Annotated in this window: 21 protein-coding genes and 1 pseudogene; 7 read left to right on the top strand and 15 right to left on the bottom strand. The window is 69.8% G+C overall.

Features of this window, described 5'->3' with window-relative positions:
- Window positions 1-12: 12 nt before the first annotated feature.
- The 4 genes from J7E87_RS03625 to J7E87_RS03610 all read right to left on the bottom strand — a co-directional run bounded on the left by J7E87_RS03625 (window position 13) and on the right by J7E87_RS03610 (window position 4,647).
- Entirely contained in the window at window positions 13-1,368 is a 1,356-nt protein-coding gene (locus tag J7E87_RS03625) for a GH1 family beta-glucosidase (RefSeq protein ID WP_215089752.1), read from the bottom strand.
- A 91-nt stretch (window positions 1,369-1,459) separates the two neighbouring features.
- On the bottom strand, window positions 1,460-2,323 hold the full coding sequence (locus tag J7E87_RS03620) for a carbohydrate ABC transporter permease (protein ID WP_215089750.1): 864 nt from the start codon (window positions 2,321-2,323) through the stop codon (window positions 1,460-1,462).
- A complete protein-coding gene (locus J7E87_RS03615) occupies window positions 2,316-3,323 on the bottom strand; it encodes a carbohydrate ABC transporter permease (protein WP_215089748.1) in 1,008 nt (335 codons plus the stop codon). Before J7E87_RS03615 ends, J7E87_RS03620 begins: the two co-directional genes overlap by 8 nt.
- A 10-nt stretch (window positions 3,324-3,333) precedes the next feature.
- The gene (locus J7E87_RS03610; RefSeq protein WP_215089746.1) at window positions 3,334-4,647 is read right to left on the bottom strand and encodes an extracellular solute-binding protein; all 1,314 of its coding nucleotides are present in this window, start codon (window positions 4,645-4,647) and stop codon (window positions 3,334-3,336) included.
- A gap of 142 nt (window positions 4,648-4,789) precedes the next feature.
- Here J7E87_RS03610 and J7E87_RS03605 point away from each other — a divergent pair, with 142 nt between their 5' ends.
- Together J7E87_RS03605 and J7E87_RS03600 are read left to right on the top strand one after the other, a co-directional pair.
- Window positions 4,790-6,100: an ROK family transcriptional regulator gene (locus tag J7E87_RS03605; protein ID WP_215089744.1), complete on the top strand. Its 1,311-nt coding sequence runs from the start codon at window positions 4,790-4,792 to the stop codon at window positions 6,098-6,100.
- Between the two features lie 76 nt (window positions 6,101-6,176).
- Entirely contained in the window at window positions 6,177-7,403 is a 1,227-nt protein-coding gene (locus tag J7E87_RS03600; RefSeq protein ID WP_215089742.1) for a transglycosylase family protein, read from the top strand.
- Here J7E87_RS03600 and J7E87_RS03595 read toward each other — a convergent pair.
- Window positions 7,305-8,336 (bottom strand): DMT family transporter, encoded by a 1,032-nt coding sequence (locus J7E87_RS03595; protein WP_215089740.1) that lies wholly within the window; start codon window positions 8,334-8,336, stop codon window positions 7,305-7,307. The two genes, J7E87_RS03600 and J7E87_RS03595, sit on opposite strands and share 99 nt — an antisense overlap.
- Window positions 8,337-8,550: 214 nt before the next feature.
- Between J7E87_RS03595 and J7E87_RS03590 the strand changes: the two genes are divergently transcribed.
- From J7E87_RS03590 to glgC, 3 genes and pseudogenes are all read left to right on the top strand, one after another.
- Window positions 8,551-9,240 carry a (2Fe-2S)-binding protein gene (locus tag J7E87_RS03590; RefSeq protein ID WP_215089833.1) on the top strand — a complete coding sequence of 230 codons (690 nt, stop codon included), beginning with the start codon at window positions 8,551-8,553 and terminating at the stop codon, window positions 9,238-9,240.
- A gap of 129 nt (window positions 9,241-9,369) precedes the next feature.
- A complete protein-coding gene (gene glgA / locus J7E87_RS03585) occupies window positions 9,370-10,533 on the top strand; it encodes a glycogen synthase (protein WP_215089738.1) in 1,164 nt (387 codons plus the stop codon).
- A gap of 36 nt (window positions 10,534-10,569) precedes the next feature.
- Window positions 10,570-11,786 (top strand): annotated as a pseudogene (gene glgC, locus J7E87_RS03580) (glucose-1-phosphate adenylyltransferase).
- A gap of 40 nt (window positions 11,787-11,826) precedes the next feature.
- On the opposite strand, the gene J7E87_RS03575 reads toward glgC, so the two are convergent.
- From J7E87_RS03575 to J7E87_RS03555, 5 genes are all read right to left on the bottom strand, one after another.
- Complete coding sequence (locus J7E87_RS03575; RefSeq protein ID WP_374195129.1) at window positions 11,827-12,837, bottom strand: ABC transporter permease; 1,011 nt, start codon at window positions 12,835-12,837, stop codon at window positions 11,827-11,829.
- Between the two features lie 5 nt (window positions 12,838-12,842).
- Window positions 12,843-13,805, bottom strand: a complete 963-nt coding sequence (locus tag J7E87_RS03570) for an ABC transporter permease (RefSeq protein ID WP_215089734.1) — start codon at window positions 13,803-13,805, stop codon at window positions 12,843-12,845.
- Window positions 13,798-15,309, bottom strand: coding sequence for a sugar ABC transporter ATP-binding protein (locus tag J7E87_RS03565; protein ID WP_215089732.1), 1,512 nt, complete (start codon window positions 15,307-15,309; stop codon window positions 13,798-13,800). Before J7E87_RS03565 ends, J7E87_RS03570 begins: the two co-directional genes overlap by 8 nt.
- A 1-nt stretch (window position 15,310) precedes the next feature.
- Window positions 15,311-16,402 (bottom strand): ABC transporter substrate-binding protein, encoded by a 1,092-nt coding sequence (locus J7E87_RS03560; RefSeq protein WP_215089730.1) that lies wholly within the window; start codon window positions 16,400-16,402, stop codon window positions 15,311-15,313.
- Between the two features lie 124 nt (window positions 16,403-16,526).
- Window positions 16,527-17,552, bottom strand: coding sequence for a LacI family DNA-binding transcriptional regulator (locus tag J7E87_RS03555; protein ID WP_215089728.1), 1,026 nt, complete (start codon window positions 17,550-17,552; stop codon window positions 16,527-16,529).
- 101 nt (window positions 17,553-17,653) lie between these two features.
- Between J7E87_RS03555 and J7E87_RS03550 the strand changes: the two genes are divergently transcribed.
- On the top strand, window positions 17,654-20,353 hold the full coding sequence (locus J7E87_RS03550; protein WP_215089726.1) for a PA14 domain-containing protein: 2,700 nt from the start codon (window positions 17,654-17,656) through the stop codon (window positions 20,351-20,353).
- Window positions 20,354-20,542: 189 nt separating this feature from the next.
- Window positions 20,543-20,959 (top strand): ATP-binding protein, encoded by a 417-nt coding sequence (locus J7E87_RS03545; RefSeq protein WP_215089724.1) that lies wholly within the window; start codon window positions 20,543-20,545, stop codon window positions 20,957-20,959.
- A gap of 68 nt (window positions 20,960-21,027) precedes the next feature.
- Here the strand turns inward: J7E87_RS03545 and J7E87_RS03540 are convergent, their stop codons facing one another.
- The 5 genes from J7E87_RS03540 to J7E87_RS03520 are packed head-to-tail and all read right to left on the bottom strand — an operon-like array spanning window position 21,028 to window position 25,207.
- Window positions 21,028-21,825: an endo alpha-1,4 polygalactosaminidase gene (locus J7E87_RS03540; RefSeq protein ID WP_215089722.1), complete on the bottom strand. Its 798-nt coding sequence runs from the start codon at window positions 21,823-21,825 to the stop codon at window positions 21,028-21,030.
- Window positions 21,822-22,481: a spherulation-specific family 4 protein gene (locus J7E87_RS03535; protein ID WP_215089720.1), complete on the bottom strand. Its 660-nt coding sequence runs from the start codon at window positions 22,479-22,481 to the stop codon at window positions 21,822-21,824. The genes J7E87_RS03540 and J7E87_RS03535 overlap by 4 nt, the downstream gene beginning before the upstream one ends.
- Before the next feature lie 55 nt (window positions 22,482-22,536).
- Window positions 22,537-23,436 (bottom strand): NAD(P)-dependent oxidoreductase, encoded by a 900-nt coding sequence (locus J7E87_RS03530; protein ID WP_215089718.1) that lies wholly within the window; start codon window positions 23,434-23,436, stop codon window positions 22,537-22,539.
- A 6-nt stretch (window positions 23,437-23,442) separates the two neighbouring features.
- Complete coding sequence (locus J7E87_RS03525) at window positions 23,443-24,156, bottom strand: sugar phosphate nucleotidyltransferase (protein ID WP_215089716.1); 714 nt, start codon at window positions 24,154-24,156, stop codon at window positions 23,443-23,445.
- A gap of 49 nt (window positions 24,157-24,205) precedes the next feature.
- Window positions 24,206-25,207 carry an SDR family NAD(P)-dependent oxidoreductase gene (locus tag J7E87_RS03520; protein WP_215089714.1) on the bottom strand — a complete coding sequence of 334 codons (1,002 nt, stop codon included), beginning with the start codon at window positions 25,205-25,207 and terminating at the stop codon, window positions 24,206-24,208.
- Window positions 25,208-25,225: the final 18 nt, after the last annotated feature.

The following is a 25,225-nucleotide window of genomic DNA, read 5'->3' as shown; positions in this document are numbered from 1 at the left end:
GTGGGCCCCAGCTCACGCCGCCCTGCGCGCCCTCCTCGACGCCGCACGGATGATGTTCGCGTACCGGTGCCCGCTGCCCTTGATCGTGCGGCGCTGCGTCGGATAGTCCACATGCACCAGGCCGAACCGCTTGTCGTAGCCGTACGCCCACTCGAAGTTGTCCATCAGCGACCACGCGAAGTACCCGGCGACCGGGGCGCCCCGGCGCGCGGCCCGTCCGCACGCCGCCAGATGCTCCTCCAGGTACCGCACCCGTTCCGGGTCGTCGACGGTGCCGTCCGCGCCGACGACGTCCGGATAGGCCGAGCCGTTCTCGGTGACGTAGATGCGCCGGGCGCCGTACTCCTCGGTCAGCCGTAGCAGCAGCTGCTCCAGGCCGTCCGCGTGCACCTCCCAGTCCATCGCGGTGTGCCGGGCGCCCGGCAGGTAGATCTGCTGGGCGTACGGGACCGAGCCCGTCGGGTCGGCGGTGACGATCTGGCGGAAGTAGTAGTTGAGCCCCAGCCAGTCCAGCGGGGCCGCGATGGTCGCCAAGTCCCCGGCGTGCTCGGGCAGTTCGACGCCGTACAGCTCCAGCATGTCCTGCGGATAGCCGCGCCCGTGGATCGGGTCGAGCCACCAGCGGTTGGTGTGGCCGTCGGCCCGTAGCGCGGCCGCTATGTCCTCCTCGCGCTCGCTCGCCGGCTCGATCGGGCTGAGGTTGTTGACGATCCCGACGCGGGCGTCCGAGGAGGCCGCGCGGATCGCCTGTACGGCGAGACCGTGGCCGAGGTGCAGATGGTACGAGGCGTGCACGGCGGCCCCGAGGTCGGTCAGGCCCGGAGCCATCTTCCCTTCCAGATGGCCGATCCACGCGGAGCACAGCGGCTCGTTGAGGGTCGCCCAGTCCTTGACCCGGTCGCCGAGCCGCTGGGTGACGGCGGAGGCGTACGCGGCGAAGTGCTCCGCGGTCTCACGGGACGGCCAGCCGCCGCGGTCCTGGAGCGCCTGCGGGAGGTCCCAGTGGTACAGCGTCGCGAACGGCGTGATGCCCGCGTCGAGCAGGCCGTCCACCAGACGGTCGTAGAAGGAGAGTCCCGCCTCGTTCACCGGCCCGTCGCCGCCCGGCACGATCCGCGGCCAGGCGATCGAGAACCGGTAGGCCCCGACGCCGAGTTGCTTCATCAGCGCAATGTCCTCCGGCCACCGGTGGTAGTGGTCGCACGCCACGTCGCCGGTGTCACCGCCCGCGACCGCTCCCGGGGTGTGGGAGAAGGTGTCCCAGATCGACGGGGAGCGGCCGTCCTCGGCAACGGCCCCCTCGATTTGGTACGCGGCGGTGGCGGTGCCCCAGGTGAAGTCGGCCGGGAGGGCGTTGAGGTCGTTCACGGACTGCCTTTCTGCAGGGGTCGGTGGGCGGTTCACTCGAGGGCGCCCGGGCGGTTCACTTGACGGCGCCCGCGCTCAGGCGGTGGGCGGTTCACTTGACGGCGCCCGCGGTCAGGCCGGCCACGAGATAGCGCTGGAGGAGCAGGAACCCGGCGACGACGGGCACGCTGACGACGAGCGAGGCGGCCATGACCTGGTTCCAGTACACGTCGTTCTGGGTGGCGTAGCCCTGGAGCCCGACGGAGAGCGTTCGGGTGGTGTCGTTCGTCATGACCGAGGCGAACAGGACCTCTCCCCAGGCCGTCATGAACGCGTAGACGGCCACGGCGACGATGCCGGGGACCGCGGCCGGCACGACGATCCGGAAGAGCGCGCCGAGCGCCCCGCAGCCGTCCACCATCGCGGCCTCGTCCAGATCCCGCGGGATGGAGTCGAAGTAGCCGATCAGCATCCAGATGGAGAAGGGGAGCGAGAACGTCAGATAGGTGAGGATCAGCCCGCCGCGCGAGCCGTACAGGGCGATGCCGGTGGTGTTGCCGATATTGACGAAGATCAGGAACAGCGGGAGAAGGAAAAGGATGCCGGGGAACATCTGGGTGGAGAGCACCGTGACGGTGAACACCCGCCGCCCGCGGAACCGGTAGCGGCTCACGGCGTACGCCGCGAACACCGCGATCACCACGGACAGTACGGTCGCCGCGCCCGCCACGACCAGCGAGTTGAGGAAGTAGCGCGCCAGCGGCACGGTGTCCCAGATGTCGATGTACGGGCGGATGGTGAACCCGGACGGGATCCACTGGAACTTCCCCGACACATCCTGGAGCGGCTTGAGGGAGCTGCTGAGCATCACATAGACGGGCAGCAGCGCGAAGGCCGAAAGGAAGGTGAGGACGATGCGGCGCGTCCAGCGGAAGGACCGCGGCGGTGCGGTCGGCGAGCTCGGCGGCCTAGGCATCGGCGGTCTTCCTTCCCCGTGAGGTGAGCAGCAGATAGACGGCCGTGACCAGCAGCAGGAAGAGCAGCAGCAGGACCGACATCGCGGAGCCCGAGCCGAAGTTCCAGGTGACGAACGACGACTGGTAGATATGGATGGAGATCAGGTCGGCGGCCTCCGGGGCGGCCCTGCCGAACAGCACGTACGGCGTGTTGAAGTCGTTGAACGTCCACAGGAACAGGACCAGCACCAGCACCTGGTTGACCGGGCGAAGTGACGGCAGGGTGATCTTGCGGATCTGCTGCCAGACGCCCGCGCCGTCGATGGCCGCGGCTTCGTACAGCTCGCGCGGGATGTTCTGCAGCCCCGCCATGAGGATGAGGAACGCGAAGGGCCAGGACTTCCAGACCGCCACCACGACCAGCGCGACGAAGCTGTTGTCGCCGATCAGCCAGAAGGACGGCTGGTCGGTGAGGCCGAGCTGGTCGTGCAGGACGTGATTGATCAGGCCGTTGTCGCGCTGGAACATGAAGGCCCAGGTGATGACCGCGGCGTACACCGGCAGCGCGTACGGAGTGAGGAAGACGGCCCGCAGAAGGCCCCGGCCGCGGAAGTTCTCCTGCATCATGATCGCCGCGGCGACCCCGAACAGCCAGGACAGGCCCACGGCGAGCACGCTGAACAGGCAGGTGACATAGAAGGAGTGGAGCAGCGCCCGGCCGATCGGTGCGTCGAAGTCGACGGCGACCCGGTAGTTGTCGAACGCCGCCCACGGCGCCTGGCCCCAGTTGCGGATGTAGAACTGGGTGAGCTGACGGAAGCTCATCGCGATGCCGATGACCATCGGGATCAGATGGACGAGCAGTTCGAGCACGACGGCGGGCAGCAGCAGGAGATAGGGCAGGCCGCCGTGGCGGATCCGGTCCGGGATGCGCGGCAGCCTTCCGCGCGCATCCTTCGTGCCCACGCTCTCACCGCTGCCCGCCCGGTCGGTGCGGCCGGGAGTCACGGTGGTGGTCATCGCGCCGGCCTCACTGCTGCATCTGCTGCTGGGCCTTGGCCAGACGGTCCTTGACGGACTCGGTGGTCACCGGGCGTCCGGCCGCGGCATCGGCCCACAGCTCCTTGACGGCGGTGCCGACTGCCGTCTCGAACTGCGACTCGGTGGGCACCTGCGGGAGGGGCGCCGCGCTGGTGGCGAGCGTGTCGCGCAGGACCTTCAGATCGGGCGCGGAGAACGCCGGGTCCTGCTGCGCGGCCTTGACCGGCGGGATCGATCCGTACGTCTTGTTGAGCAGTTTCTGCTCGGCGTCGCTCGTCATGAACTTCACGAACTTCTTGGCGCCGTCGGCGTTCTTGGTGTTCTTGAAGACGGCCATATTGATGCCGGCCACCATGGAGTTGGTGTTCTGTCCGGTGCCGGGAGTGCCGGCCGGGACCGGTACGGGAGCGACCCCCCAGTCCGCGGGCTTCATGCCCTGCGCGGCGAAGGTCGAGGCGGCGGCCTGCCACAGCACCATGGCGGTCTTGCCGCGCGCGAAGTCCTGGAGGGACTGGTTCTGGGCGTACTCCGCGTTGCCCGGCGCGACGATCTTGTCCTTGGCCATGAAGTCGACGTACTGCTTCACCGCGGCGACCGCGCCGTCCGAGGTGAAGGTTGGCTTGCCGGAGGAGTCGAAGAAGTCCGCGCCGTGCTGCTTGCCGAGGACGAAGACCTGGTGGATGTTGTTGGCGAGGTTGCCGCCCTCGGCGCCCAGCGCCCACTTGCCGTCCTTGGAGATCTTCTTGCCGTCGGCCACCAGCTGGTCCCAGGTGGTCGGCGGCTGCGAGATCCCCGCGTCGGCGAACATCTTCTTGTTGTAGTAGAGCGCGTACGCCAGCGAGTACAGCGGCACGGCCGCGGGGTCCTTGCCCTCGGCCCCGGCCGAGGCCACCGCGGACGCGACGAAGCGGTCCCGGCCGCCGATCGCGTCGAAGCTCTTCTGGTCCCAGGGCAGCAGCGCACCGGTCGCCTGGAGTGAGGCGGACCAGGTGTTGCCTATGTTGAGGACGTCGGGGCCCTGCCCCGACGTCGTGGCGGCCAGGATCCGGTTGAGCAGATCGGACCAGGGGATCACCTCGAGCTTGACCTTGATGCCCGTCTGCTCCTCGAACTTCTTGAGTTCGGGCGTGAGGATCTTCTTGTCGGCCTCGACGCTCGGACCCTGATTGGAGGCCCAGTACGTGAGCGTCTTGGGCGACTCGTTGCTGCCGCCTCCATCTGTGGAGGTGCCGCCGCCACAGGCGGTGACGGCGGCGAGCGCGGTGACGACGGTGACAGCGAGTGCGGCTCTGCTGGTGCGCATGAGAGGTGACCCCTTCCCGGGGATGGCTGCGTTCGGTTCCCGAACGGCCTCCAGGGCTTAATTTATGCCGTGATTTAAGAGGTGAGGGAAGGTCGCGTCAAGGTCTGTGACCGGGGTATGTTGCGTCAAGGGAAGGAGCACCATGGCGGAGCGCGACAGACGGACAGTGCGTGACCTGCGGCGCGGCAACCGCGCAAGGGTTCTGCAACGGTTGTATTTCGACGGCCCGTTGAGCCGCCAGGAGCTCGGACCGGCCACCGGGCTGAGTTCAGGTTCTATCAGCAACGTCGTCTCGGAACTCGTCACCGAGGGCGTACTCGAAGAAGCCGGAATGGTCGACTCCGAGGGCGGCCGCCCACGCACTCTGCTGCGCGTCTCGCCCACCAGCGGCCTGCTGATCGGCATCGACATCGGCGAGACCCGGGTACGCGTCGAGCTCTTCGACCTCTCGCTCACCGAACTCGGCCGCACCGAACACCTCCTGGCCCAGCACGGCTACGACGTCGAGCGCGTCGTCGCCCATGTCCGTACCGGCGTCGCCGACGTACTGCGGGACGCGGACGCCGACGCCGCGAGCCTGCTCGGCATCGGGATCGGCGTCCCCGGCATCGTCGAGCAGGAAACCAGTAACGGAGCGAACGGAGCGACCGGCGCGACCGGAGCGATCGTGCACGGCCAGACGATCGGCTGGAGCGCCGTGCCGTTCGAGAAGCTGCTCCGCGACGCGGTCGAACTTCCTCCGGAAGTCCCGCTGTTCATCGACAACGGTGCCAAGACGCTCGGCCAGGCCGAGATGTGGTTCGGGGGCGGCCGCGGCGCCCGCGAGGCCGCCGTCGCCCTGATCGGCTCGGGAGTCGGCGCCTGCGTCGTGCATGCCTCCACCCCAGACGAGAACGCCCGCAGCAGCGCTCTGGAATGGGGACATACGACGGTACGGATCCGGGGCCGCCGCTGCCGTTGCGGCTCGCTGGGCTGTCTTGAGGCGTACGCCGGTGCGGAAGCGCTGCGCGAGCGCTGGCAGGAGGCGGGCGGACCGCTTCCCGCCGACGCCGACGACGAAACTGCGCTGGCCGCCCTGCTGGCGGCGGCCTTTCCGGGCCCGGAAGGACCCGAGCCCGACCCCGTCGCGCTCTCCCTCCTCGACGACACAGCCGAGTATCTGGGCGCGGCCGTCGCCGACCTGATCAACCTCTTCCACCCCGAACGCATCCTCATCGGCGGCTGGGCCGGACTGCTCATCGGGCCCCGCCTGCTCCCCGAAGTGCGCCGGTACGCGGGGGAGTACGCCCTGCGTCACGCCGCCGCCCGTACTGCCATCGAGATGGGGCAGCTCGGCCCGGACGCGGTCACCGTCGGCGCGGCGACCCTGCCGCTGGCCGACTTCCTGGCCCGCGGCGGCAGTCGGCCCCCGGTCGCCCCGGTGCGCCCTGCCGCCTCCGCGCGCCGCGCCTGAACCCTTGTCATAGTCCGTTCGGAGCACCTAAGTTGACCGCTTGCGACGTGACCTATGTCAATGGGGGAGTTTCACCATGGCCGCAACCGGTCGGCACCGCAGATACCAGCCGAGCCGCATCAACCGGGCTTCTCTCACTGTGACCGCCGGCGGCGCCGGCATGGCCCTGCCGCTCATCGGCGCAGGCACGGCCCATGCGGCTTCCGTGGACGTCTGGGAGAAGGTCGCGGCCTGCGAGTCCACCGGCCACTGGAAGATCAACACCGGCAACGGCTACTACGGTGGGCTCCAGTTCAGCCAGTCCACCTGGGAGGCCTACGGCGGCAGACGGTTCGCCGCTCGCGCGGACCTTGCCGACAAGGACGAGCAGATTGCCGTCGCCGAGAAGGTCCTCGAAGGGCAGGGGCCCCATGCCTGGCCCACCTGCTCCAGCCGGGCGGGCCTCACCCGCGGCGGTGACGCCCCCGAGGCCGTGCCCGCCGGGCGATTAGCCCCGAAGAGCGAGCGCAGGGCCGCGCCGATGAAGGCGACGCCGACCACCGTGCCCACGCATCGCGAGGGCTACACCGTGGCCCGCGGCGACTCACTCTCGAAGATCGCGGACGCCGAGGAGGTCAGCGGCGGCTGGCAGCGGCTGTACGCACAGAACCGCGTGGTCATCGGCGGCGACCCCGACCTGATCCACCCCGGCCAGAAGCTGATCCTGCGCGTCGAGGCTCCGGCCGCACCGGCCCCGCAGAAGCCGAAGACGGTCCAGCCAGGGCCCAAGACGCCGCCGAAGCAGCAGGCTCCCAAGGAGCGGGCGCCGAAACCGCAGGCGCCGAAACAGCAGGCACCGAAGCAGCAGAGCCCCAAGAAGCAGGCGAAACCGGTACAGGCCAACAAGCCCGCCCACCGGGCCGGATTCAGCGCCCCCGTCGACGCGAGCACCGGCACCCCCTACCGCAAGGCCGGTTCCGCCTGGTCCAGCGGTTACCACACCGGCGTGGACTTCCCGGTCCCCACCGGCACCTCCGTGAAGGCAGTCGCCTCCGGACGCGTCGTCTCAGCCGGCTGGGGCGGCGCGTACGGCTATCAGGTCGTCATCCGCCACGCGGACGGCAAGTACAGCCAGTACGCGCATCTGTCGGCGCTCACCGTGCGCTCCGGCCAGCAGGTCAGCAGCGGGCAGCGGATCGCACGGTCGGGATCCACCGGCAACAGCTCAGGGCCGCATCTCCATTTCGAGGTGCGTACAGGGCCGGGGTACGGCTCCGACATCGACCCCCTCGCCTACCTCAGGTCGGGTGGCGTCCCGGTCTGAGGGGAGCACCTGCGCATCGGCGTGAAGCATGCGGGTTTCTGAGCGGCGCGCCGGCTGTTGCGCGGGCGGCGGCGATGCCTCCGCCGGCGCACATGCCTCCGCGCGCGCCGCCTTCAGCCGCTCCGTCGTCAGCATGATCAGCCCACCCGCCGCCACGACGCCGAAGCCGAGCGCGAAGACGGTTCCCGGCACGCCGTACCGGAAGGTCTCGCCGAACATCGTGATGCCGACCGCTGCCGCCACCACCGGGTTGACGACAGTGACCGTGGCCAGCGGGGCCGCGAGGCCCGCGCCGCGGTAGGACGCCTGGGAGAGCAGCAGACCGCCTATCGCGAGGACCGAGATCGCCAGCAGGCTCGGCCACTGGGTGAGCGGCGCCGACCATGCCCAGTCCACCGCGACGGTCTTGGTGAACACCGAGGCGATGCCGAAGGCAACGCCCGCCGCCGCGGCGAGCCCCACGCTGCGAAGGATGGGCCGGTGCACGGTCTGGGCGGCCAGGAAGATCAACGCCACGCTGCCGAAGGTCACGCCGGCCAGCACCGCGCGCTGCCCGCCGTCCAGTGAGTGCGTGTCGGCCTCGCCGGTCAGCGCCAGCAGCCCCGCGAGGCCTGCCGTCGCCATGATCGCGCCGCGCCAGGCGGCGGCGCCGGCCCTGCGCCGTACGAAGAGCGCGGCCATCGGCAGGGCGAAGACGATCGTCAGTGCGCCGAGCGGCTGGACCAGGCTGAGCGGCCCGTACGCCAGAGCCATCACATGGAGGACTGCGCCGAGGCTGTTGAGAGCGACGGCGACCCACCACGCGGCGTGGTGCAGCGGGGCGTAGGGCCTGGCCGAGGTGGAGGCAGCCACATGCTCCTGCATGATCGCCCCGGCCGCATAGGCGACCGCGGAGACCAGGGACAGCACCACGGCCGGCGCGAGGGAACTCATAGAGACCACGATCTCCCTCTGGAGCGTATCCGTCGTCGTCCTTGAGCAGGCATTTGGACGTACTGCCGACGTAGTACGAGCGTAGGCCAAAAGTCCCCCTCACGGCGGGTGAGCAGGCCGGCGGGGATGTAAGGGGACGACGTCGTCGATACGGTGAGCGAGTGCCCACACGGACGGTGACAGGGGAACGGTGACAGGGGAGGGGAGCGTGGGCGTGGACCTCGACGAGCTGGCGTCCGTGGGAGGGTTCTTCGCCCTGCGCACCGGGACGCCGGGCGACGGGCACGCCCCGCTCGCGCGGCTGTACGCGGGCGACACCGGCCCGCTCGTGGCACGCGTCGACACGGTCGCCGCCCGGCTGCGCGCCCCCGAGCGAAGGGTCGCCGCCTCCATCGCGCACCAGGGGCTCGCGGCCCGCCTCTGGTCCATCACGCTCGGCTGTGCCGCGCTGCACGCCGAGATCCCCGACCTCGGCCCCGCGCGGCTGCACTGGGATCCGGAGCGCGGCTCGCCCGACGACCTGTGCCTGACCGAGCCCCGTCCGCTGGCCGCCGACGCGTCCACGATCCGCGAGACGGTGCAGTACGGCCATCTCGTCCCGCTCGCCGCCGCGCTGCGGGACGGCACACGGATCTCGCCGCAGCTGCTGTGGGGCAACGCGGGCTCCGCGCTCGCCGGTGCCGTACGTGCACTGCACACCTGGGCCCGGCGTGGCGGCCGGCCCGAGGTGGCCGAGCGGGCCTCGGCGCTCGCCGCCGGGCTCTTCGCCCATCCCGATCTGGCCGGCACCGTGCACGGACCTGCGATGCGGCGGCGCAGTTGCTGTCTTTACTACCGCTGCCCGGGAGGCGGGCTCTGCGGCGACTGCGTTTTCGACGTGCCGCCGCAGCGGCCCGCCGGCTGAAGCGGACTGAAGCAGCCTGATGCCGACTGAAGCAGACTGATGCCGGCGAAGGCCCACCGGCGCCGAATGGTGCCGGGTGATCCTGACCGCGCTCTTCCCCGTACGCCGTATCTGCGTGACCATCATGGGGTGAAGGTCGGACTGCTCACACGCGAGTATCCGCCGGACGTCTACGGGGGCGCCGGTGTCCATGTGGAGTTCCTTGCCCGGGAGTTACGGGCACTGACCGACCTCGAAGTGCACTGCTGGGGCGAGGGTGCGGCCGAAGGGGTCCTGCGCCACAAGGCGCTCGCCGGACTCGAGAGCGCCAACGAAGCGCTGCGCACCTTCTCCGTGGACCTGGCGATGGCCGCCGAGCTGCAGGGCCGCGAGCTGGTCCACTCCCACACCTGGTACGCCAACCTCGCCGGCCATTTCGCCAAACTGCTCTACGGCGTCCCGCATGTGATGACAGCGCACTCCCTGGAGCCGCTGCGCCCCTGGAAGGCCGAACAACTGGGCGGCGGCTACGCCCTGTCCAGCTGGGCCGAGCGCACCGCTATCGAGGCCGCGGACGCCGTGATCGCCGTCTCCCGCGGTATGCGCGCCGACATCCTCGCCTGCTACCCCGCCCTCGACCCGGACCGGGTGCGCGTCGTCCACAACGGCATCGACACCCGGATGTACCGCCCCGACCACGAGACGGACGCTCTTGAGCGGATCGGCGTCGACCCGCACCGCCCTTTTGCCCTGTTCGTCGGCCGCATCACCCGCCAGAAGGGCGTCCCCCATCTGCTGCGCGCGGCCCGCTCCTTCGACCCTGACATTCAGCTGGTGCTGTGTGCGGGAGCCCCGGACACTCCCGAGATCGACCGTGAATTCCGCGAACTGGTCGAGGAGTTGGAGCGGGTACGTGACGGGGTGTACTGGATCCCCGAGATGCTGCCGCGGCCCCAGGTCATCCAACTGCTCAGTCACGCGGCGGTGTTCGTCTGCCCCTCGGTGTACGAGCCGCTGGGCATCGTCAATCTGGAGGCAATGGCCTGCGGTACGGCTGTCGTGGCGTCCGCGGTCGGCGGCATCCCCGAGGTCGTGGAGGACGGACTCACCGGACTGCTCGTGCCCTACGACGCCCGTCACCCGGAGGCCTTCGAGTCGGGCCTCACCCAGTCGGTGAACCGGGTCGTCGACGACGCCGTGGAGGCCGCCAGGATGGGCGCCGCCGGCCGGGAGCGGGCGGTCCGTGACTTCGGCTGGGACCAGGTGGCCCGGCGGACGCACGAGGTGTACGAGGAGTTGCTCAAGCAGGCGTAGCAGGGCAGGGCAGTCGGCGGAGTGGAAGGGGCGGCGATGCGCGGTGGACCTTCGGTGCTCGGGATCGTACTGGCCGGCGGGAGGGCAAGCGGCTGATGCCGCTCACCGCCGACCGCGCCAAACCGGCGGTGACCTTCGGCGGCATGTACCGCCTCGTCGACTTCGTGCTCTCCAGCCTGGTCAACGGCGACATCCTGCGTATCTGCGTGCTCACGCAGTACAAGTCGCACTCGCTGGACCGCCATGTCACCACCACCTGGCGGATGTCGAGCCTGCTCGGCAACTACGTCACCCCCGTCCCGGCCCAGCAGCGGCTCGGTCCGCGCTGGTATCTGGGCAGCGCGGACGCGATCCTGCAGTCCCTCAACCTCGTGAACGACGAACAGCCCGACTACATCGCGGTGTTCGGCGCCGACCATGTGTACCGGATGGACCCGCGGCAGATGCTGCGGGACCACATCGAGAACGACGCGGGCGTCACCGTCGCGGGGATCAAGGTGCCGCGCGCCGAAGCGTCGTCGTTCGGGATCATCACCCCGGCCTCCGACGGCACCCGGGTCGAGCAGTTCCTGGAGAAGCCCACCGACCCCCCCGGACTGCCCGGCGAGCCCGACCGGGTCTTCGCCTCCATGGGCAACTACCTCTTCACCACCAAGGTGCTCGTCGACGCACTCCACCGGGACGCCGAGGACAAGCACTCCCTCCATGACATGGGTGGCTCGATCCTGCCGATGCTCACCGAACGGGGTGTGGCGCAGCTCTACGACTTCAATCAGAACCATGTGCCCGGCGAGAGCGCGCGGCAGCACGGCTACTGGCGTGATGTGGGCACCCTCGACACGTACTACGAAGCCCATATGGATCTGATCCCGGACCGGCCGGTCTTCGATCTCGACAACCGCCGCTGGCCCATCTACACCCACTCGGGCCAGCTGCCGCCGGCCCGCTTCATCGGCGCGGGAATCGCGAGCGAGTCCATCATCAGCCCCGGCTGCGTCGTGCGCGGTCAGGTCACCCGGTCCGTCCTCTCGCCCGGCGTGAGTGTCGAGGAGGGCGCTGTCGTGCAGGGCTCGGTCCTCCACGACAACGTGCGCATAGGCCGCGGCGCGGTGGTGCGCGGCTCGATCCTCGACAAGAACGTGGACGTCCCGCCCGGCGCGACGATCGGCGTCAACCCCGGGCGGGACCAGGAGCTCTACACCGTGTCCAAGAACGGCGTCATCGCCCTGGGCAAGGGGCAGCCGGTGCTGTGAGGCACCGGGCGCGGCCGCGTTGGACGGGGGTTGCCCGGGCTCACAGCATGCGCCGCCGCCTCCCGAGCCAGGTCTGGGCGATCACCACGACGGCCAGGAACGACCCGCTGACGACCTGTTGGTACGCCGAGTCGAGCGAACCGATCTGGTTGATGACGTTCTGAATGACCTTCAGCAGCAGCACTCCGACCAGCGAACCGCTGATGAAGCCGAAGCCGCCGGTGAGCAGTGTGCCGCCGATGACGACGGCGGAGATCGCTTCAAGCTCCATACCGGTGCCGAGGATGGTGACTCCGGAGACCAGCCAGGCGGCGTTGAGCGCTCCGGCGAGCCCGGCGCAGAGCCCGGACAGCGTGTACACGGCGATCTTCGTACGGGCGACGGGGGCGCCCATCAGGGCCGCCGCGTCCTCGTTCCCGCCGACCGCGTACACATACTGGCCGAACCGGCTGCGGCGCAGCACGATCGCGCCCAGCACGAACAGCGCCACCGTGATCCACACCGGCACGCCGACGCCCAGCAGTTTGTCCTGTCCCAGCCGGGCGAAGAAGGACTTCTCGTCCACCAGATAGGTCGTGGAGCCCTCGTCGGTGATGGAGAGCAGGATGCCGCGGGCGGCGAGCATCGCGGCGAGCGTCACAATGAACGGCGCAAGCCGGGCCCGTGCGATCAGCAGCCCGTTGACCAGGCCGATCAGCCCGCACACAGCGAGCGGCAGAAGCAGTGCGACCGGTGTGCCGTACTGCGAGCCCCAGGCGGCCAGCACCCCGCCCAGCGCGAACAGCGAGCCGACCGACAGGTCGATCCCGCCGGTGACGATGACGAAGGTCATGCCGAGGGCGACCACGGCGAGAAACGCCGATGAGACGGCCATGTTCTCCAGGTTGTCGCCGGTCAGAAACGTGTCGAAGCCGAAGGAGGCGACAGCGACCACCAGCATCAGCGTGACGAGCGCGCCGTGCTGCTGGGCGAGCGCGCTCAGCCGCTCTGCCCGGGCCGCGCCGTGCGGCTCCTCCTCGGCCGGCGAGGACGTGTTCTCCCTGGCCTGCACGGTGGTCACCGCTTCCCCCGTTCACGTGCCGCGTAGACCGCGAGGACGATCACCACGGCCTGGGCGATCTGCGTCCAGGACGGCGGCAGATCGTGCTTGATGAGCGTGGCGGTCAGCAGCTGGATGAGGACCGCGCCCGCCACGGTGCCGCCGACGCGGATCCGGCCGCCGCTCAGCGGAGTGCCGCCGACCACCACCGCGGTGATCGCGGAGAGTTCCATCAGATTGCCGAGCGACGTGGGGTCGCTGGCCTGGAGCCTGGCCGTGGCCAGTACGCCGGCGATCGCGGCGAGCACCCCGGAGCAGATGTAGACGAGGATCAGCACCCGGCGCACAGGCAGACCCGCCAGCTGCGCCGCCGGCCGGCTGTCGCCGATCGCCAGGAGCTGCCGGCCGAAGGTCGTACGCCGCACGGTGAAACCGACGAGGAGCGCCAGCGCCGCCGCGATCAGCACCAGATAGGGGATGCCGAGCAGATCCCCGGAGCCGAGAGTCGCCATGCCAGGATCCCGTACGTCTTTGAGCTGAGGGAGCATCACGAGCGCGATGCCGCGCACGGCGACCATCAGCGCGAGTGTGGCCACGATGGGCTGGACCCCGATATGGGCGATGAGCGAGCCGCTTGCCAGACCCACCGCCGCTCCGCCGAGCATCGCCACGATGAGCGCGATCCACGGCCCGTACCCGAGGTAGAGGGAGACCAGTGAGGTGGCCAGCGCCATCACGGAGCCGACCGACAGATCGACGCCCTCGCTGCCGATGGCGAGCGCCATGCCGAGCGCCACGATCAGGACGGGTGCGACCTGAACGGCCTGGGTGCGGAAGTTCTCGGCGGAGACGAAGTGCGGGGTGAAGGCGATATTGGCCAGGATCAGGACGGTGACGCCGGCGTAGACGCCGTAGTCCTGAAGGAGTCCCAGCATCCGCTCGCGGTCGGCGGGCGCGCGTCGCAGCGCCAGGTCAGTCATGGTCTCCGCCTTCCGCGGCGATCGCGTGCAGCAGCCGGTCCTCGGTGACGTCGTCGCCGGTCAGCTCGGCGACGACCGCCCCGTCCTTGAGCACCACCACCCGGTCCGACCCCTCGATCAGCTCCTCCATGTCGGAGGAGATCAGCAGAACGCCGAGCCCCTCGTCGGCGAGTTCGTCGATGAGCCGCTGCACCTCGGCCTTGGCGCCGACGTCGATGCCGCGGGTCGGTTCGTCAAGGAGCAGCACCTTGGGCCGCATGGCGAGCCAGCGGGCCAGCAGCACCTTCTGCTGGTTGCCGCCGGAGAGTTCGCCGACCTTCTGGTACGGGCCCGATGTCTTGATCCGCAGCCGCTTGATGAAGGTGTCCACGATCCGGTCGACGCGAGCGTCGTCGACGAGGCCGAACCGGGAGAGCCCGGGCAGCGCGGCGAGCGCGATGTTCTCCCGGACGGACAGGCCGGGCACGATGCCCTCGGCCTTGCGGTCCTCCGGGAGGAGGCTGATGCCGGCCCGGATCGCGGCGGGCGTGGAGCCGGTACGTACGGCGGCGCCCGCCACCACCACCGTGCCGGAGTCCGGCGGCAGCGCGCCGGCGATCGCCTTCGCGGTCTCGCTGCGGCCCGAGCCCAGCAGACCGCCGAGTCCCACGACCTCACCGGGCCGTAGCTGCACCGACACTTCATGCAGTACATGACGTACGGTCAATTCCCGTGCGTCCAGGACGGGTTCACCGCCCGCTTCGTGGTCTCCGGAGAACTTGGTCAGCCCTTCGCTGCGTACCTCGCTCATCTCGCGGCCGAGCATCAGCGAGACGAGGCGCAGCCGGTCGAGGTCGGCGATCCTTCCGGTGTGCACCAGCTTGCCGTCCCGCAGCACTGTGACCGTGTCGCACACCTCGTACAGCTCATCGAGCCGGTGGCTGACATAGACCACCGCTATTCCGCGCTCCTTCAGCATCCTGATCACGCCGAACAGCGTGCGCACCTCGCGCGGTTCGAGCGAGGAGGTGGGTTCGTCCATGACGACGACCCGCGCGTCTACAGACACGGCGCGGGCGAGGGCCACCATCTGCTGTGCGCCGACGCCCAGTTCGCGCAGCGGACGGCGTACGTCGATGCGCAGACCGAGCGAGCGCAGCGCCGCGTCCGCCTCCCGGTGCATGCGCCGGAAGTCGATGAGGCCGAGACGGCCGCGCGGCTCGCGGCCCAGGAAGAGATTGCGCGCCACGCTCATCAGCGGGACGAGGTTGACCTCCTGGTAGATGGTGGAGATCCCGGCGTGCTGCGCGGCCAGCGGTGTGGCGAAGCGCACCGGCTCGCCGCCGAAGACGATCTCGCCCTCATCGGGCTGGTACACCCCGGTGAGAACCTTGATCAGGGTCGACTTGCCGGCGCCGTTCTCCCCGATGAGAGCGTGGACCTCGCCCGGGCGGGCGGCGAAGTCCACGCCGTCCAGCGCCCGGGCGCCGGGGAAGGTCTTGGTCAGTGAGCTCACCGACAGCACGTCAGTAGGCCTTGCCCAGACCGGACTTGGCGTTCTTTCCGGTGTAGGCGCTGTCCTGGATGACGATGTTCTGGGAGACCTTCTCGCCCTTGGTGAAGGTGTCCAGGGTCTGGAAGGCGAGCGGCCCGAAGCGCGGATTGGACTCGATGACTCCGTCGATCCAGCCGTCAACGATGCCCTGGACGGCGTTGCGCGTTCCGTCGATGGTCACGATCTTCACATCGCCGGCCTTCTTGCCCGCGCCCTTGAGGGCGTTGACCGCGCCGAGCCCCATCTCGTCGTTCTCGGCGTAGATCCCGGTGATGCCCGGGTTCGACTGGATGAGCTGCTCGGTGACCTGCTGGCCCTTCTCCCTGGCGAACTCGCCGGTCTGCTCGAAGACGACCTGGAGGCCGGGGGCCTTCGCCTTGATCTGGTCCTTGAAGCCCTTGGTGCGCTCGGTGGTGACGTTGTTGCCGGCCGCGCCGAGGAGGATGGCGACCTTGCCCTTGCCGCCGGTCGCCTCGATCATCTGATCGGCCGCGCGCTTGCCCTGCTCGACGAAGTCCGAGCCGATGAAGCTCACATAGTCCTTGCACGCCGTGGCGTTGATCTTGCGGTCGATGGTGACGATCGGGATGTGCTTGGCCGCGGCGCCGCGCAGCACGGGACCCCAGCCGTCGGAGTTGAGCGGCGCGATGACCAGCAGGTCCGCGCCCTTGGCTATCAGGTCCTGGACATCGCTGATCTGCTTGGAGAACTGTGACTGGGCGTTGGCGGTGAGGAGTTTGACGCCGCGATTGCCGGCCTCGGCCTTGATGGAGGCCGTCTCGGCGATCCGGAAGGGGTTGGCTTCCTTCTCGGACTGGGAGAAGCCGACTGTGGCGCTCTTCAGGTCGAGCTTCTTGCCGCCGAACTTCTCGACGGTGCAGGTCTCGGCATTCCCCGCGGCGGGGGTGGCGACCACCTGGCCAGAATCGCCCGTGGACCCGGTGTTCTTGTCGTTCGCGCCGTCGTCCTCGGACTTGGCACAGCCGGTCAGGGCGATCGAGGCCACGAGTGTGGTGGCGAGGAGGGTGCGAGTGGCGGTACGGCGGACAGCGGACGACGTCATGGCGTTACCCCATCTTGGCGCGGCCCCGGGGCGCAGGGCGCTCACGGGAGGGCGGCTCGGACTTGCTGCGCAGTCGTTCGGAGGAGTTTTTACATCGTTGTACGAATCCTGTAAACCCTTCGCGTCAGACGCTGCCCCGCGTGCTCTCACGTTCAACCAGGCTGAAATCAGGGCGGATTTGGCGTGCTTCACCTGCCTGGGCCGAATCCGCCGTGCCCAGCAGCCGCCCCACGACCGACTGCACGGCGAGCCGCGCGATCGTCTGCTTGTCCGGCGAGATCGTGGTCAGGGTGACGGCCCCGTACCGCCCCTCGCTGATGTCGTCGAAGCCCACCACAGCGACGTCCTCGGGCACGCGTAGCCCCTGCTCGGACAGCACGCGCATCGCGCCGATGGCGATGAGGTCGTTGTACGCGAAGACCGCGTCGGGCCGCACCCCGGACTCCAGCAGTCCGGCCATCGCCGCAGCCCCGTGCGCGTGGTCCCAACCGGTCGTCGGTGCGACCAGCGAGTCCGGGGCCGCCAGCCCCGCCGCCGTCAGCTCCGCGCGCCAGCCGTGCAGCCGCAGTTGGGCGGGCTGGTTGACCCGGTCGGTGCGTGCGCCGAGGAACGCGATACGGGTGCGGCCGAGGTCCAGCAGATGCCGCACCGCCGTCCGGGCCGCGGCCACGTTGTCGATCGCGATGTGGTCGTACGGCAGGTCGTACTCACGCTCGCCGAGCAGCACCAGCGGGGCGTCGTCGCTGCGCTCGCGCAGGTCCTCGTGCTCGAGCTCGATGGGGCTGAGAATCAGGCCGTCGATGACCCGCGCCCGGAAGCCCTGGCTGACCAGCACCTCCTGTTCGCGCCGGCCTCCGGTGTGGTCGAGCAGCACGGTGTACTCGTGCTCGGCGGCCACGTCGATCACCGCGCCGGCCAGCTCGGCGAAGTACGGATTGCCCAGCTCCGGCACGGCGAGCGCGATGATGCCGGTGCGCCCCTTGCGTAGATGGCGGGCTGTCAAATTGGGGCGGTAGCCCAGTTCGTCGATGGCCTGCTGGACTCGGGCGCGCATGGCCGGAGTGACGTGCTGGTAGTTGTTCACCACGTTCGAGACGGTCTTGATCGAGACTCCCGCATGCTCTGCGACGTCCTTGAGACTCACCTTCACGCCTGTTTCCCTCCGGCCCTGGCCCGTTTGTACAACGATGTATAAGCCCTCCGGCCCCGGCTTGTCATGACCCTGGACGCCAAGCGGAACCCTGTGCTCTTATGCCAACTGCCGTTCCTTCCAACGTTGTACAGAGCGTCGCAGCGAGCCGCCGCCCTCACTGGCAAGGAGGATTTGTGCGTATTCAAAGAAAGCTGGCCCTGCTTCTCGCAGCCGCCCTGGGGATTGCCGGACTCACCGTGGTACCGGCTGTGTCCGCCCCTTCGGCGCCGGCGTCCAGCACCGCGGACGACCCGGTCGAGGCACATGGCCTTAAGGGTGAGTACTACACCCAGTCCGCCCCCGGGGCCTTCGACTTCGCCGAGCTCAAGGCCACCGGCTTCGATCCGTCCATCGACTTCGGCAACCTCGAACCCCGCCTCGGCGCCGCCACCGGACGTGCCGACGACGTCAGCGTCCGCTGGACCGGGAAGGTCGTTCCCACCAGCTCCGGCGCACACACCTTCTCGATGATCGGCGACAACGGATTCAGGCTGTGGGTCGACGGCCGGCTCACCATCGACCACTGGGTCGACGACTGGGACAGGGAACAGACCGCGCCGCCCGTCGACCTCACCGCGGGCCGCGCGTACGACATCAAGGTGGAGTACTTCGAGCACTTCGGCGGCTCGAACCTGCACCTCAACTGGACCGAGCCCGGCGGCGCCAAGAAGCCGGTGCCCTCATCGGTATTCCGGCTGCCCGACGGTTACGCGTACGACGGAGCGATCGGCGCCACCGTCCTCGCCGACGGCCGCAGCCTGCGGCTGGACTTCGTACAGAGGCTCGCCGAGCCGCCCGCCGGCCTCGCCGCGCACTTCGAGGCGGTCATCGGCGGCGCGAAATGGCCGCTCGGCGACGTCACACGCGATCCGGCCGACCCACGTCGCCTCCTCGTCGCACTCAAGGAGCCCGTCGTCGGCAAGAAGGGCGGCAACGGCGGCGGCATCGCCGACCTGCGCTACGACGGTAAGGGCGGCCTGAGCGCCGAGAACGGCACGGCGGTCGGCGCGTTCTGGACCAGCGGGCCCAACAGGTCCGAGTACGAGCTGCGTACGCCGTGGGCCAAGGAGGTCGGTCCGGGCAACGCCCACCCCGAATACCCGCGCCCGCAGCTGACTCGCGACGCCTGGCGCAATCTCAACGGGCGGTGGCAGTTCGCCGCGGCCGAAGCGGGGGAGCGGCCGCCGCTCGGCAAGACCCTCGGCGAGCGGATCCTCGTTCCCTACCCGGTGGAGTCGCAGCTCTCCGGCCTCGAACGGCACGAGGACCGCATGTGGTACCGCCGCACCTTCACCGTCCCGGACAGCTGGCGGGTGGGCGAGAGTAAGCGCCTCAAGCTCAACTTCGACGCCGTCGACTGGCAGTCCGAGGTGTACGTCAACGGCGTCAAGGTCACCGAGCACAGAGGCGGCTACGACCGGTTCAGCGCGGATGTCACCGACGCGCTGAAGCCCGGCCGCACCCAGGAGCTGATCGTCGGCGTCTACGATCCGACGGACTCCAGGGACGGCGAGAACCCGCCCATCGGCAAGCAGCGCCTCGACCCGAGCGGCATCTGGTACACCCCTTCGTCGGGCATCTGGCAGACCGTCTGGATGGAGCCGGTCGCGGCCGATCACGCGGACTCGCTGAAGCTCACCCCCGATGTCGCGGGCGAAAAGCTCGCCGTGGAGGTCCGCGGGGCGCGGGCGGGTGTGCCGGTCACGGCCACCGCGTACGACGGCAGTCGCAAAGTGGGCACCGCCACCGGCAGCACCGGCTCACCGCTTTCGGTACCCGTCCCGGACCCGCATCTGTGGTCCGCCGGTGATCCGCATCTGTACCGGCTCGAGGTGAAGACCGGCTCCGACCGGGTCAGCAGCTACTTCGGGATGCGCACCATCGCCGTCGAGAAGGTGAACGGTGTGCCGCGCACCGTGCTCAACGGCAAGCCGACCTTCCTGATGGCCACCCTCGACCAGGGTTTCTGGCCGGACGGGCTGCACACGGCGCCGACCGACGAGGCCCTGGCGTACGACCTCAAGATGCACAAGAAGCTCGGCTTCAACTCCGTGCGCAAGCACATCAAGGTCGAGCCCGACCGCTGGTTCTACTGGGCCGACCGGCTCGGTCTGCTGGTCTGGCAGGACATGCCGGCGATGAACACCATCAATCCGAACGCCGCCTCGCGCGCCCAGTACGAACGCGAGCTGAAGGAGATGATCGACCAGCATTCGAGCAGCCCGTCGGTGGTCATGTGGGTCACCTTCAACGAGGGCTGGGGCCAGTACGACCAAGCCAGGATCGCTGATCAGGCCAAGGCCTGGGACCCGACCCGGCTGGTCAACAACATGAGCGGCGTCAACTGCTGCGGAGCCGTCGACGGAGGCAACGGCGACATCGCCGACGCGCACGGCTATCCGAGCCCGCAGATCCCCGCGGCGGACGGCACAAGGGCGCTGGTCAGCGGTGAGTACGGCGGGCTCGGACTCGCCGTGCCGGGCCACGCCTGGCCGGTCCAGCACACCTACGTCGGCGTCGACCAGACCAAGTACACGGACGAGTACCTGGTCCAGCTCGGCAACGTACGCAAGCTGGCATGCCAGGGGAGCAACGGCGCCGTCTACACCCAGATCACCGATGTGGAGGGCGAGTTGAACGGCCTGCTCACCTACGACCGCAAGATCATGAAGCCCGACGTCAAGCGGATCAAGGCGGCGCACGACGCCCTGATCCGTGACGCCTCGGACCCGGCCTCGATGGAGTGCGCGAGCTCCTGACCGGCCGGCCGCTCCGGTCCGCCGCTGCGCAGGCGGACCGGAGCACCCTTGGCCGATTGCCGATCACGCCCTGCGGGCATCAGACAGGGGTAAGAGGCTTGTCATTGCGTCTGGACCGCCGGGAGCCGCCCCGATCGGCTTTCCCGGCCGTTGCCTGGCTGTTTCCAGTGCCGGAACGGAGTGATGCACATGCGTGCGCACAGGCGCTCGCGTCGGCGTGCCGTGTGCGCGACGTATGTCCTGCCGCAGGCGGAGACGTCCGCCCGCTGGGCACGGCACCTGACAACCGCCTTCCTCACCCGGGGCTGCGGCGAGAAGGTCTCCGGCGACCAGGTCGAGGATGCCATCCTGGTCGTCTCCGAGCTGGTCACCAATGCCACCCGGCACGGCCACAGCAGCTGCCGGCTGCGGCTGCACGTCGATCCCGGGCTGGTCACTGTCGAGGTGGAGGACCTCAGCCCGATTCCGCCGCGGATGCGCGTGCCGCGGGAGACGGACGAGAGCGGGCGGGGCATGGTCATGGTGCGTGAGCTCGCGCAGACCTACGCCGTACGGGGAGGACCCGGCGGCGGTAAGACCGTACAGGCGGTGCTCGCCGCGTCCTGAGGGAGTCAGGCGTCAGGGCGTGAGCGGGGGCAGGGCGTCAGGCCCTCAGGGTCGCGAGCCGGCCCGGCTCAGCACGGCTGCCGCCACACCCCCAGGTCGAGCTTCTTGCGCATGGAGCTGAGCCCCAGTGCGCGCGCCGGCTCGCAGAACTCGTCGACCTCAAGAGCGTATTCGACATGGAAGACCGCCTTCCCGGCCTGCACGAACGGCCTCAGCGCCGCGCATTCCCCGAACTCCGCGCACTCCTCGTTCACCGCGAAGTCGAAGTCCCCCACCAGCTGCCCGACTTGGGGCAGATCGTTCTTCAGCCCCACCGCCATGCCACGGTCCTGGGCGAGGCGCGCGATCATGCGGTTGTACGCGAGCTGGTGGGCGGCGGTCAGCCGGAACCCGGTGTCGTTGAGATAGCCGTCCAGCAGATCGGGCTCCACCGCGTCGAAGCCACGGTCGCGGCAGAGGTCCATGCGCTTCGCCATCAGCGGGCGCAGCAGGTCCAGACGCCGGATGTCCAGCCATCGTTCGCCCTTCCACCCGTTGGCTCTGCCCAGTACGGAGGCGGGGAAGTCCCCGTGGTCGGGGCGGAAGGACTCCCACGCTCCCGCGTTGAGATAGCAGATGACCTTGCGGCCGTCCCGGTGAAGCCGGCGTACGGTCGCGGCGTCGTTCTCGAATCCGTCGATGTCGTAGACGGGCACGTCGACGCGGGCGTCGACCCGGCCGTCGAGCTGCCACTGCCAGGCGGTGCCGGGCTTCGGCTGCCACCGCCGCGGGTGGGGGGACGGGTCCGGCGGCGGCCCGGAGCAGGCGGCGAGCAGCGCGAGGGTGAGAGCGAGGATCGCGGTCCGCAGGCACGTCGCGCGGTTCATGAGTCCTTCCGTAGGGCAGGTGGCAGTGCCGACCAGGGATTGGGATTGTGGCCGGGCACGGCACAGTGCACCTCGGCCCCGCGCAGTTCCGCGGTACGGCCCGCGAGCCGGCACAGCCCGCGGGGCACCCCGTGCACCAGATGGCAGAACCGGCCCGGCGGAAGGTCCCTGGTCCACTTCGGGGCGGCCGGGGCGGCGCGATAGCTGTCCCAGTCGCCCTCGAAGGTGATCAGCAGATCCCCGAGCGAGGCATAGCCGGGGGCGGGGTGGACGCCCGGATTGAGAACGACGGTCCGCCCACCGCGCGACCGGGCGGCTCGGGTGAGCCGCCGGTAGTGACGCAGCCCCGCCGCGTCGGGGGCGACCTGGTCGAGGAAGAACCCGTCCGTGCTGTACCAGTCGCGATGCCGCTCGAAGTCCCGTGCGACCTCGCGGGCCGGCCGCCGCCCGTAATCGGTGTCCGTGTACCCGAGCACCGGCACGCCGGCCGCCCGCAGTTCGCGGGCGGCGGCGACGAACGCGGGGTCCGGGGCGGCGCCGGGACCGTCGTCGACGTTGAGAACCACGCCGTACAGGAGGGGAGCGGACGCGGCGAGGGCCTGCCAGGCGGCGCGGTCGACGGCGGGGTGTACGTACATGGGCACGAGCATGGTCATGCCGGTACGCCGCTCACCGGGAGGCCACCGGGTCGCCAGGTCCGGCCCCGCCCACTCATCGCGGGACCCCCGCCGGTGCCGGGCGCGCCCACAGGTCCTGCAGCGAGTCGACCAGAGCGCGCTTCGGCCGCCAGTCGAGGGCCCGGACGGCCGACGTGATGTCAGCGCACTGCCAGGAAACCGCCGTCGAGCGCGCGGACCCCGCGCCGGTCTCCTCCAGGCGGCCGCGGAAACCGGCCGCCCGGACCAGGCCATGGGCCAGGTCTCGTGCCGAAGTCGCCACGCCACTGCCGATGTTGAGCACCGGCGGCAGCGGGCCCTCGGCCGTCGCGGCGCGCACCACGGCGTCCGCCACGTCCCGTGCGTCGACGAAGTCGCGGTGCGCCGAGAGGTCGCCGACCCGCACCGTGTCGTCCTCTTCGGCGGCCCGCCGCAGCTCCGCGGCGAGCCGCCCGGGCAGGCCGGCGCTGGGCGCGCCGGGCCCCACCGGGTTGAAGACGCGCAGCACGACCGCGTCGAGCCCCGAGGCGCGGACGGCGACCGTGCCGGCCAGTTTGGTGGCGCCGTAGGGGCCCAGCGGCCTGGTCGCGGTCGCTTCGGTGACCGGCTCGCCGGGCGCGGTCGGCCCGTACTCCGCGGCGGAGCCGAGGTGGACGAGCCGGGCGTTCGGTGCCGCGTCGCCCAGGGCCTCGCAGAGCGCGGCCGGGCCGCGTGCGTTGACGTCGGTGAGGTGGACGGCGCTGCCGGCCACCAGGCCCGCGCAGTTGACGACGACGGACGGCCGGGCCGCCAGCAGCGCGTCAGCCAGGACACCGGGACCGGCGGTGAGATCGAGCCGTATGTCGGCCTCCGCGGACCGGCCGCCGACGAGCAGCCGCACGCCCGGCAGGGCGCGCAGCTGCTCGGCGGTGTGCCCGCCCAGGAATCCGGTGGAGCCCAGGAGGAGGATGCGCACGGACCGTCACGCTCCCTTGAGCAGCAGGCCGCGGTGCGTGGTGAACTCCGCGTTCGCCCGGTCGTAGTCGTCGGGCCGGCCGATGTCGAGCCAGTAGCCGTCGAACTCGTAGGTGTGCGGCGGGTTCTGCTCCTTGAGCAGGTCGAGCACCAACTCGTCGAAACCGAGCGGGAGACCGGGCGTGTAGTGGGCGAGCGTCTCGCGGGTGAGTCCGTACACACCCATGGAGACGCGGTAGTCCATGCTCGGCTTCTCGGCGAAGTCGACGACCCGGCCGGACTCGGTGGTGAGGACCCCGAAGTCGATGGAGACCTTGCGCGCGTATGTGGCGACAGTGAGCGGCGCACCGGAAGTCTGGTGCTGCTTGAGGACGTCCCCGTAGTCGAGATCGGTGAGGATGTCCCCGTTCATCACGAGGAAGTCGTCGGGCAGCCGGTCCATCATGGTGAGCAGCGGACCCATGGTGCCGAGCGGACTCTCCTCGGTGGAGTAGCCGACGCGCAGCCCCCACTGCGAGCCGTTGCCGACGTAGGCGCGGATGATGTGGCCGAGATGGCCGATCGCGATGGTGCAGCTGACGAAGCCGGCGGCGGCCAGCTGGCGCAGCACGATCTCCAGGATCGCGTGCTGGTCGCCGATCGGCACCAGCGGTTTGGGCAGAGCGGTGGTGTACGGCCGCAGCCGGACGCCCTTGCCTCCTGCGAGTATCACTGCGTGCATGGGGACTCCCCTGTCAGGTCCAGTGGTTCAGACGTGGCTCGGATGAGGCTCAGATGTTGTAGATGCCGGTTTTGTACCGGGCGAGATTCGCCGGATTCCGGAAGAACTCGATGGTGCGCAGCAGCCCTTGCTCCAGGTCGTGTCCGGGCTGCCAGCCGGTGGCGTCGCGCAGCCGCGTCGCGTCGGCGACCAGCCGCATCACCTCCGAAGCCGCCGGCCGGACGCGCTCCTCGTCCTCACGTACATCGAGGTCCGTGTCCATCAACTTGCCGATCAGCCAGCTGAGTTCGCCCACCGAGATCTCACCGCCGGTACCCGCGTTGAAGGTGCGGCCGACGACGGCTTCGGCGGGCGCCGTGCCGACGGCGAGGAAGGCGCGGGCGGTGTCCTTCACGTACAGGAAGTCGCGGGTGGGGCGCAGATCCCCGAGGGTGATGACCTGTTCGCCCGCCGCGACCTGGCCGATGACGGTCGGGATGACCGCCCGCATCGACTGGCGCGGCCCGAAGGTATTGAACGGGCGCAGGGTGACGACCGGAGTGCCGAAGCTGGCGTGGTAGCTGTCGGCGAGCCGGTCCCCGCCGGCCTTCGACGCGGCGTACGGGGACTGGGTGTTGATGGGGTGGTCCTCGGTGATCGGCACCGTCTGCGCGGTGCCGTACGTCTCGCTGGTCGAGGTGTGCACCAGCCGCGGGATCCCCAGCTTGCGCACCACCTCCAGCACATTGAGGGTGCCGGTGACATTGGTGTCCACGTAGCTGTGCGGGGCCCGGTAGGAGTACGGGATCGCGATCAGCGCGGCGAGGTGGTAGACGGCCTCGGCGCCCTCGGCGAGATCGTGCACGGAGCCGGCGTCACGGACGTCGCCGAGGACGATCTCGACCTGGTCGAGGGTGTCGGGGGAGAGCGTTTCCAGCCATCCGTATGAGGAGAATGAGTTGTACTGGGCCATGGCGCGGACCCGGTAGCCGGCGGCGACGAGGGTCTCGGTCAGATGCGATCCGATGAAGCCCTCGGCTCCGGTGACGGCGACAAGCGCGTTGGATGTCACGGCGGTTGCTCCTGTTGT

Source organism: Streptomyces sp. ISL-1 (assembly GCF_018614585.1).
Taxonomy (GTDB): Bacteria; Actinomycetota; Actinomycetes; order Streptomycetales; family Streptomycetaceae; genus Streptomyces; species Streptomyces maoxianensis.
The sequence above is the reverse complement of the archived record's forward strand: the minus strand, read 5'-3'. Positions and strand labels throughout refer to the sequence as shown.

Coding starts and splice junctions, on each gene's coding strand:
- J7E87_RS03560 (WP_215089730.1), bottom strand. CDS start 16,402: ATGACGTCGTCCGCTGTCCGCCGTACCGCCACTCGCACCCTCCTCGCC.
- J7E87_RS03600 (WP_215089742.1), top strand. CDS start 6,177: ATGGCCGCAACCGGTCGGCACCGCAGATACCAGCCGAGCCGCATCAAC.
- J7E87_RS03540 (WP_215089722.1), bottom strand. CDS start 21,825: ATGAACCGCGCGACGTGCCTGCGGACCGCGATCCTCGCTCTCACCCTC.
- J7E87_RS03605 (WP_215089744.1), top strand. CDS start 4,790: ATGGCGGAGCGCGACAGACGGACAGTGCGTGACCTGCGGCGCGGCAAC.
- J7E87_RS03545 (WP_215089724.1), top strand. CDS start 20,543: ATGCGTGCGCACAGGCGCTCGCGTCGGCGTGCCGTGTGCGCGACGTAT.
- J7E87_RS03550 (WP_215089726.1), top strand. CDS start 17,654: ATGCCAACTGCCGTTCCTTCCAACGTTGTACAGAGCGTCGCAGCGAGC.
- J7E87_RS03570 (WP_215089734.1), bottom strand. CDS start 13,805: ATGACTGACCTGGCGCTGCGACGCGCGCCCGCCGACCGCGAGCGGATG.
- J7E87_RS03525 (WP_215089716.1), bottom strand. CDS start 24,156: ATGCACGCAGTGATACTCGCAGGAGGCAAGGGCGTCCGGCTGCGGCCG.
- J7E87_RS03535 (WP_215089720.1), bottom strand. CDS start 22,481: ATGACCATGCTCGTGCCCATGTACGTACACCCCGCCGTCGACCGCGCC.
- J7E87_RS03610 (WP_215089746.1), bottom strand. CDS start 4,647: ATGCGCACCAGCAGAGCCGCACTCGCTGTCACCGTCGTCACCGCGCTC.
- J7E87_RS03595 (WP_215089740.1), bottom strand. CDS start 8,336: ATGAGTTCCCTCGCGCCGGCCGTGGTGCTGTCCCTGGTCTCCGCGGTC.
- J7E87_RS03620 (WP_215089750.1), bottom strand. CDS start 2,323: ATGCCTAGGCCGCCGAGCTCGCCGACCGCACCGCCGCGGTCCTTCCGC.
- J7E87_RS03615 (WP_215089748.1), bottom strand. CDS start 3,323: ATGACCACCACCGTGACTCCCGGCCGCACCGACCGGGCGGGCAGCGGT.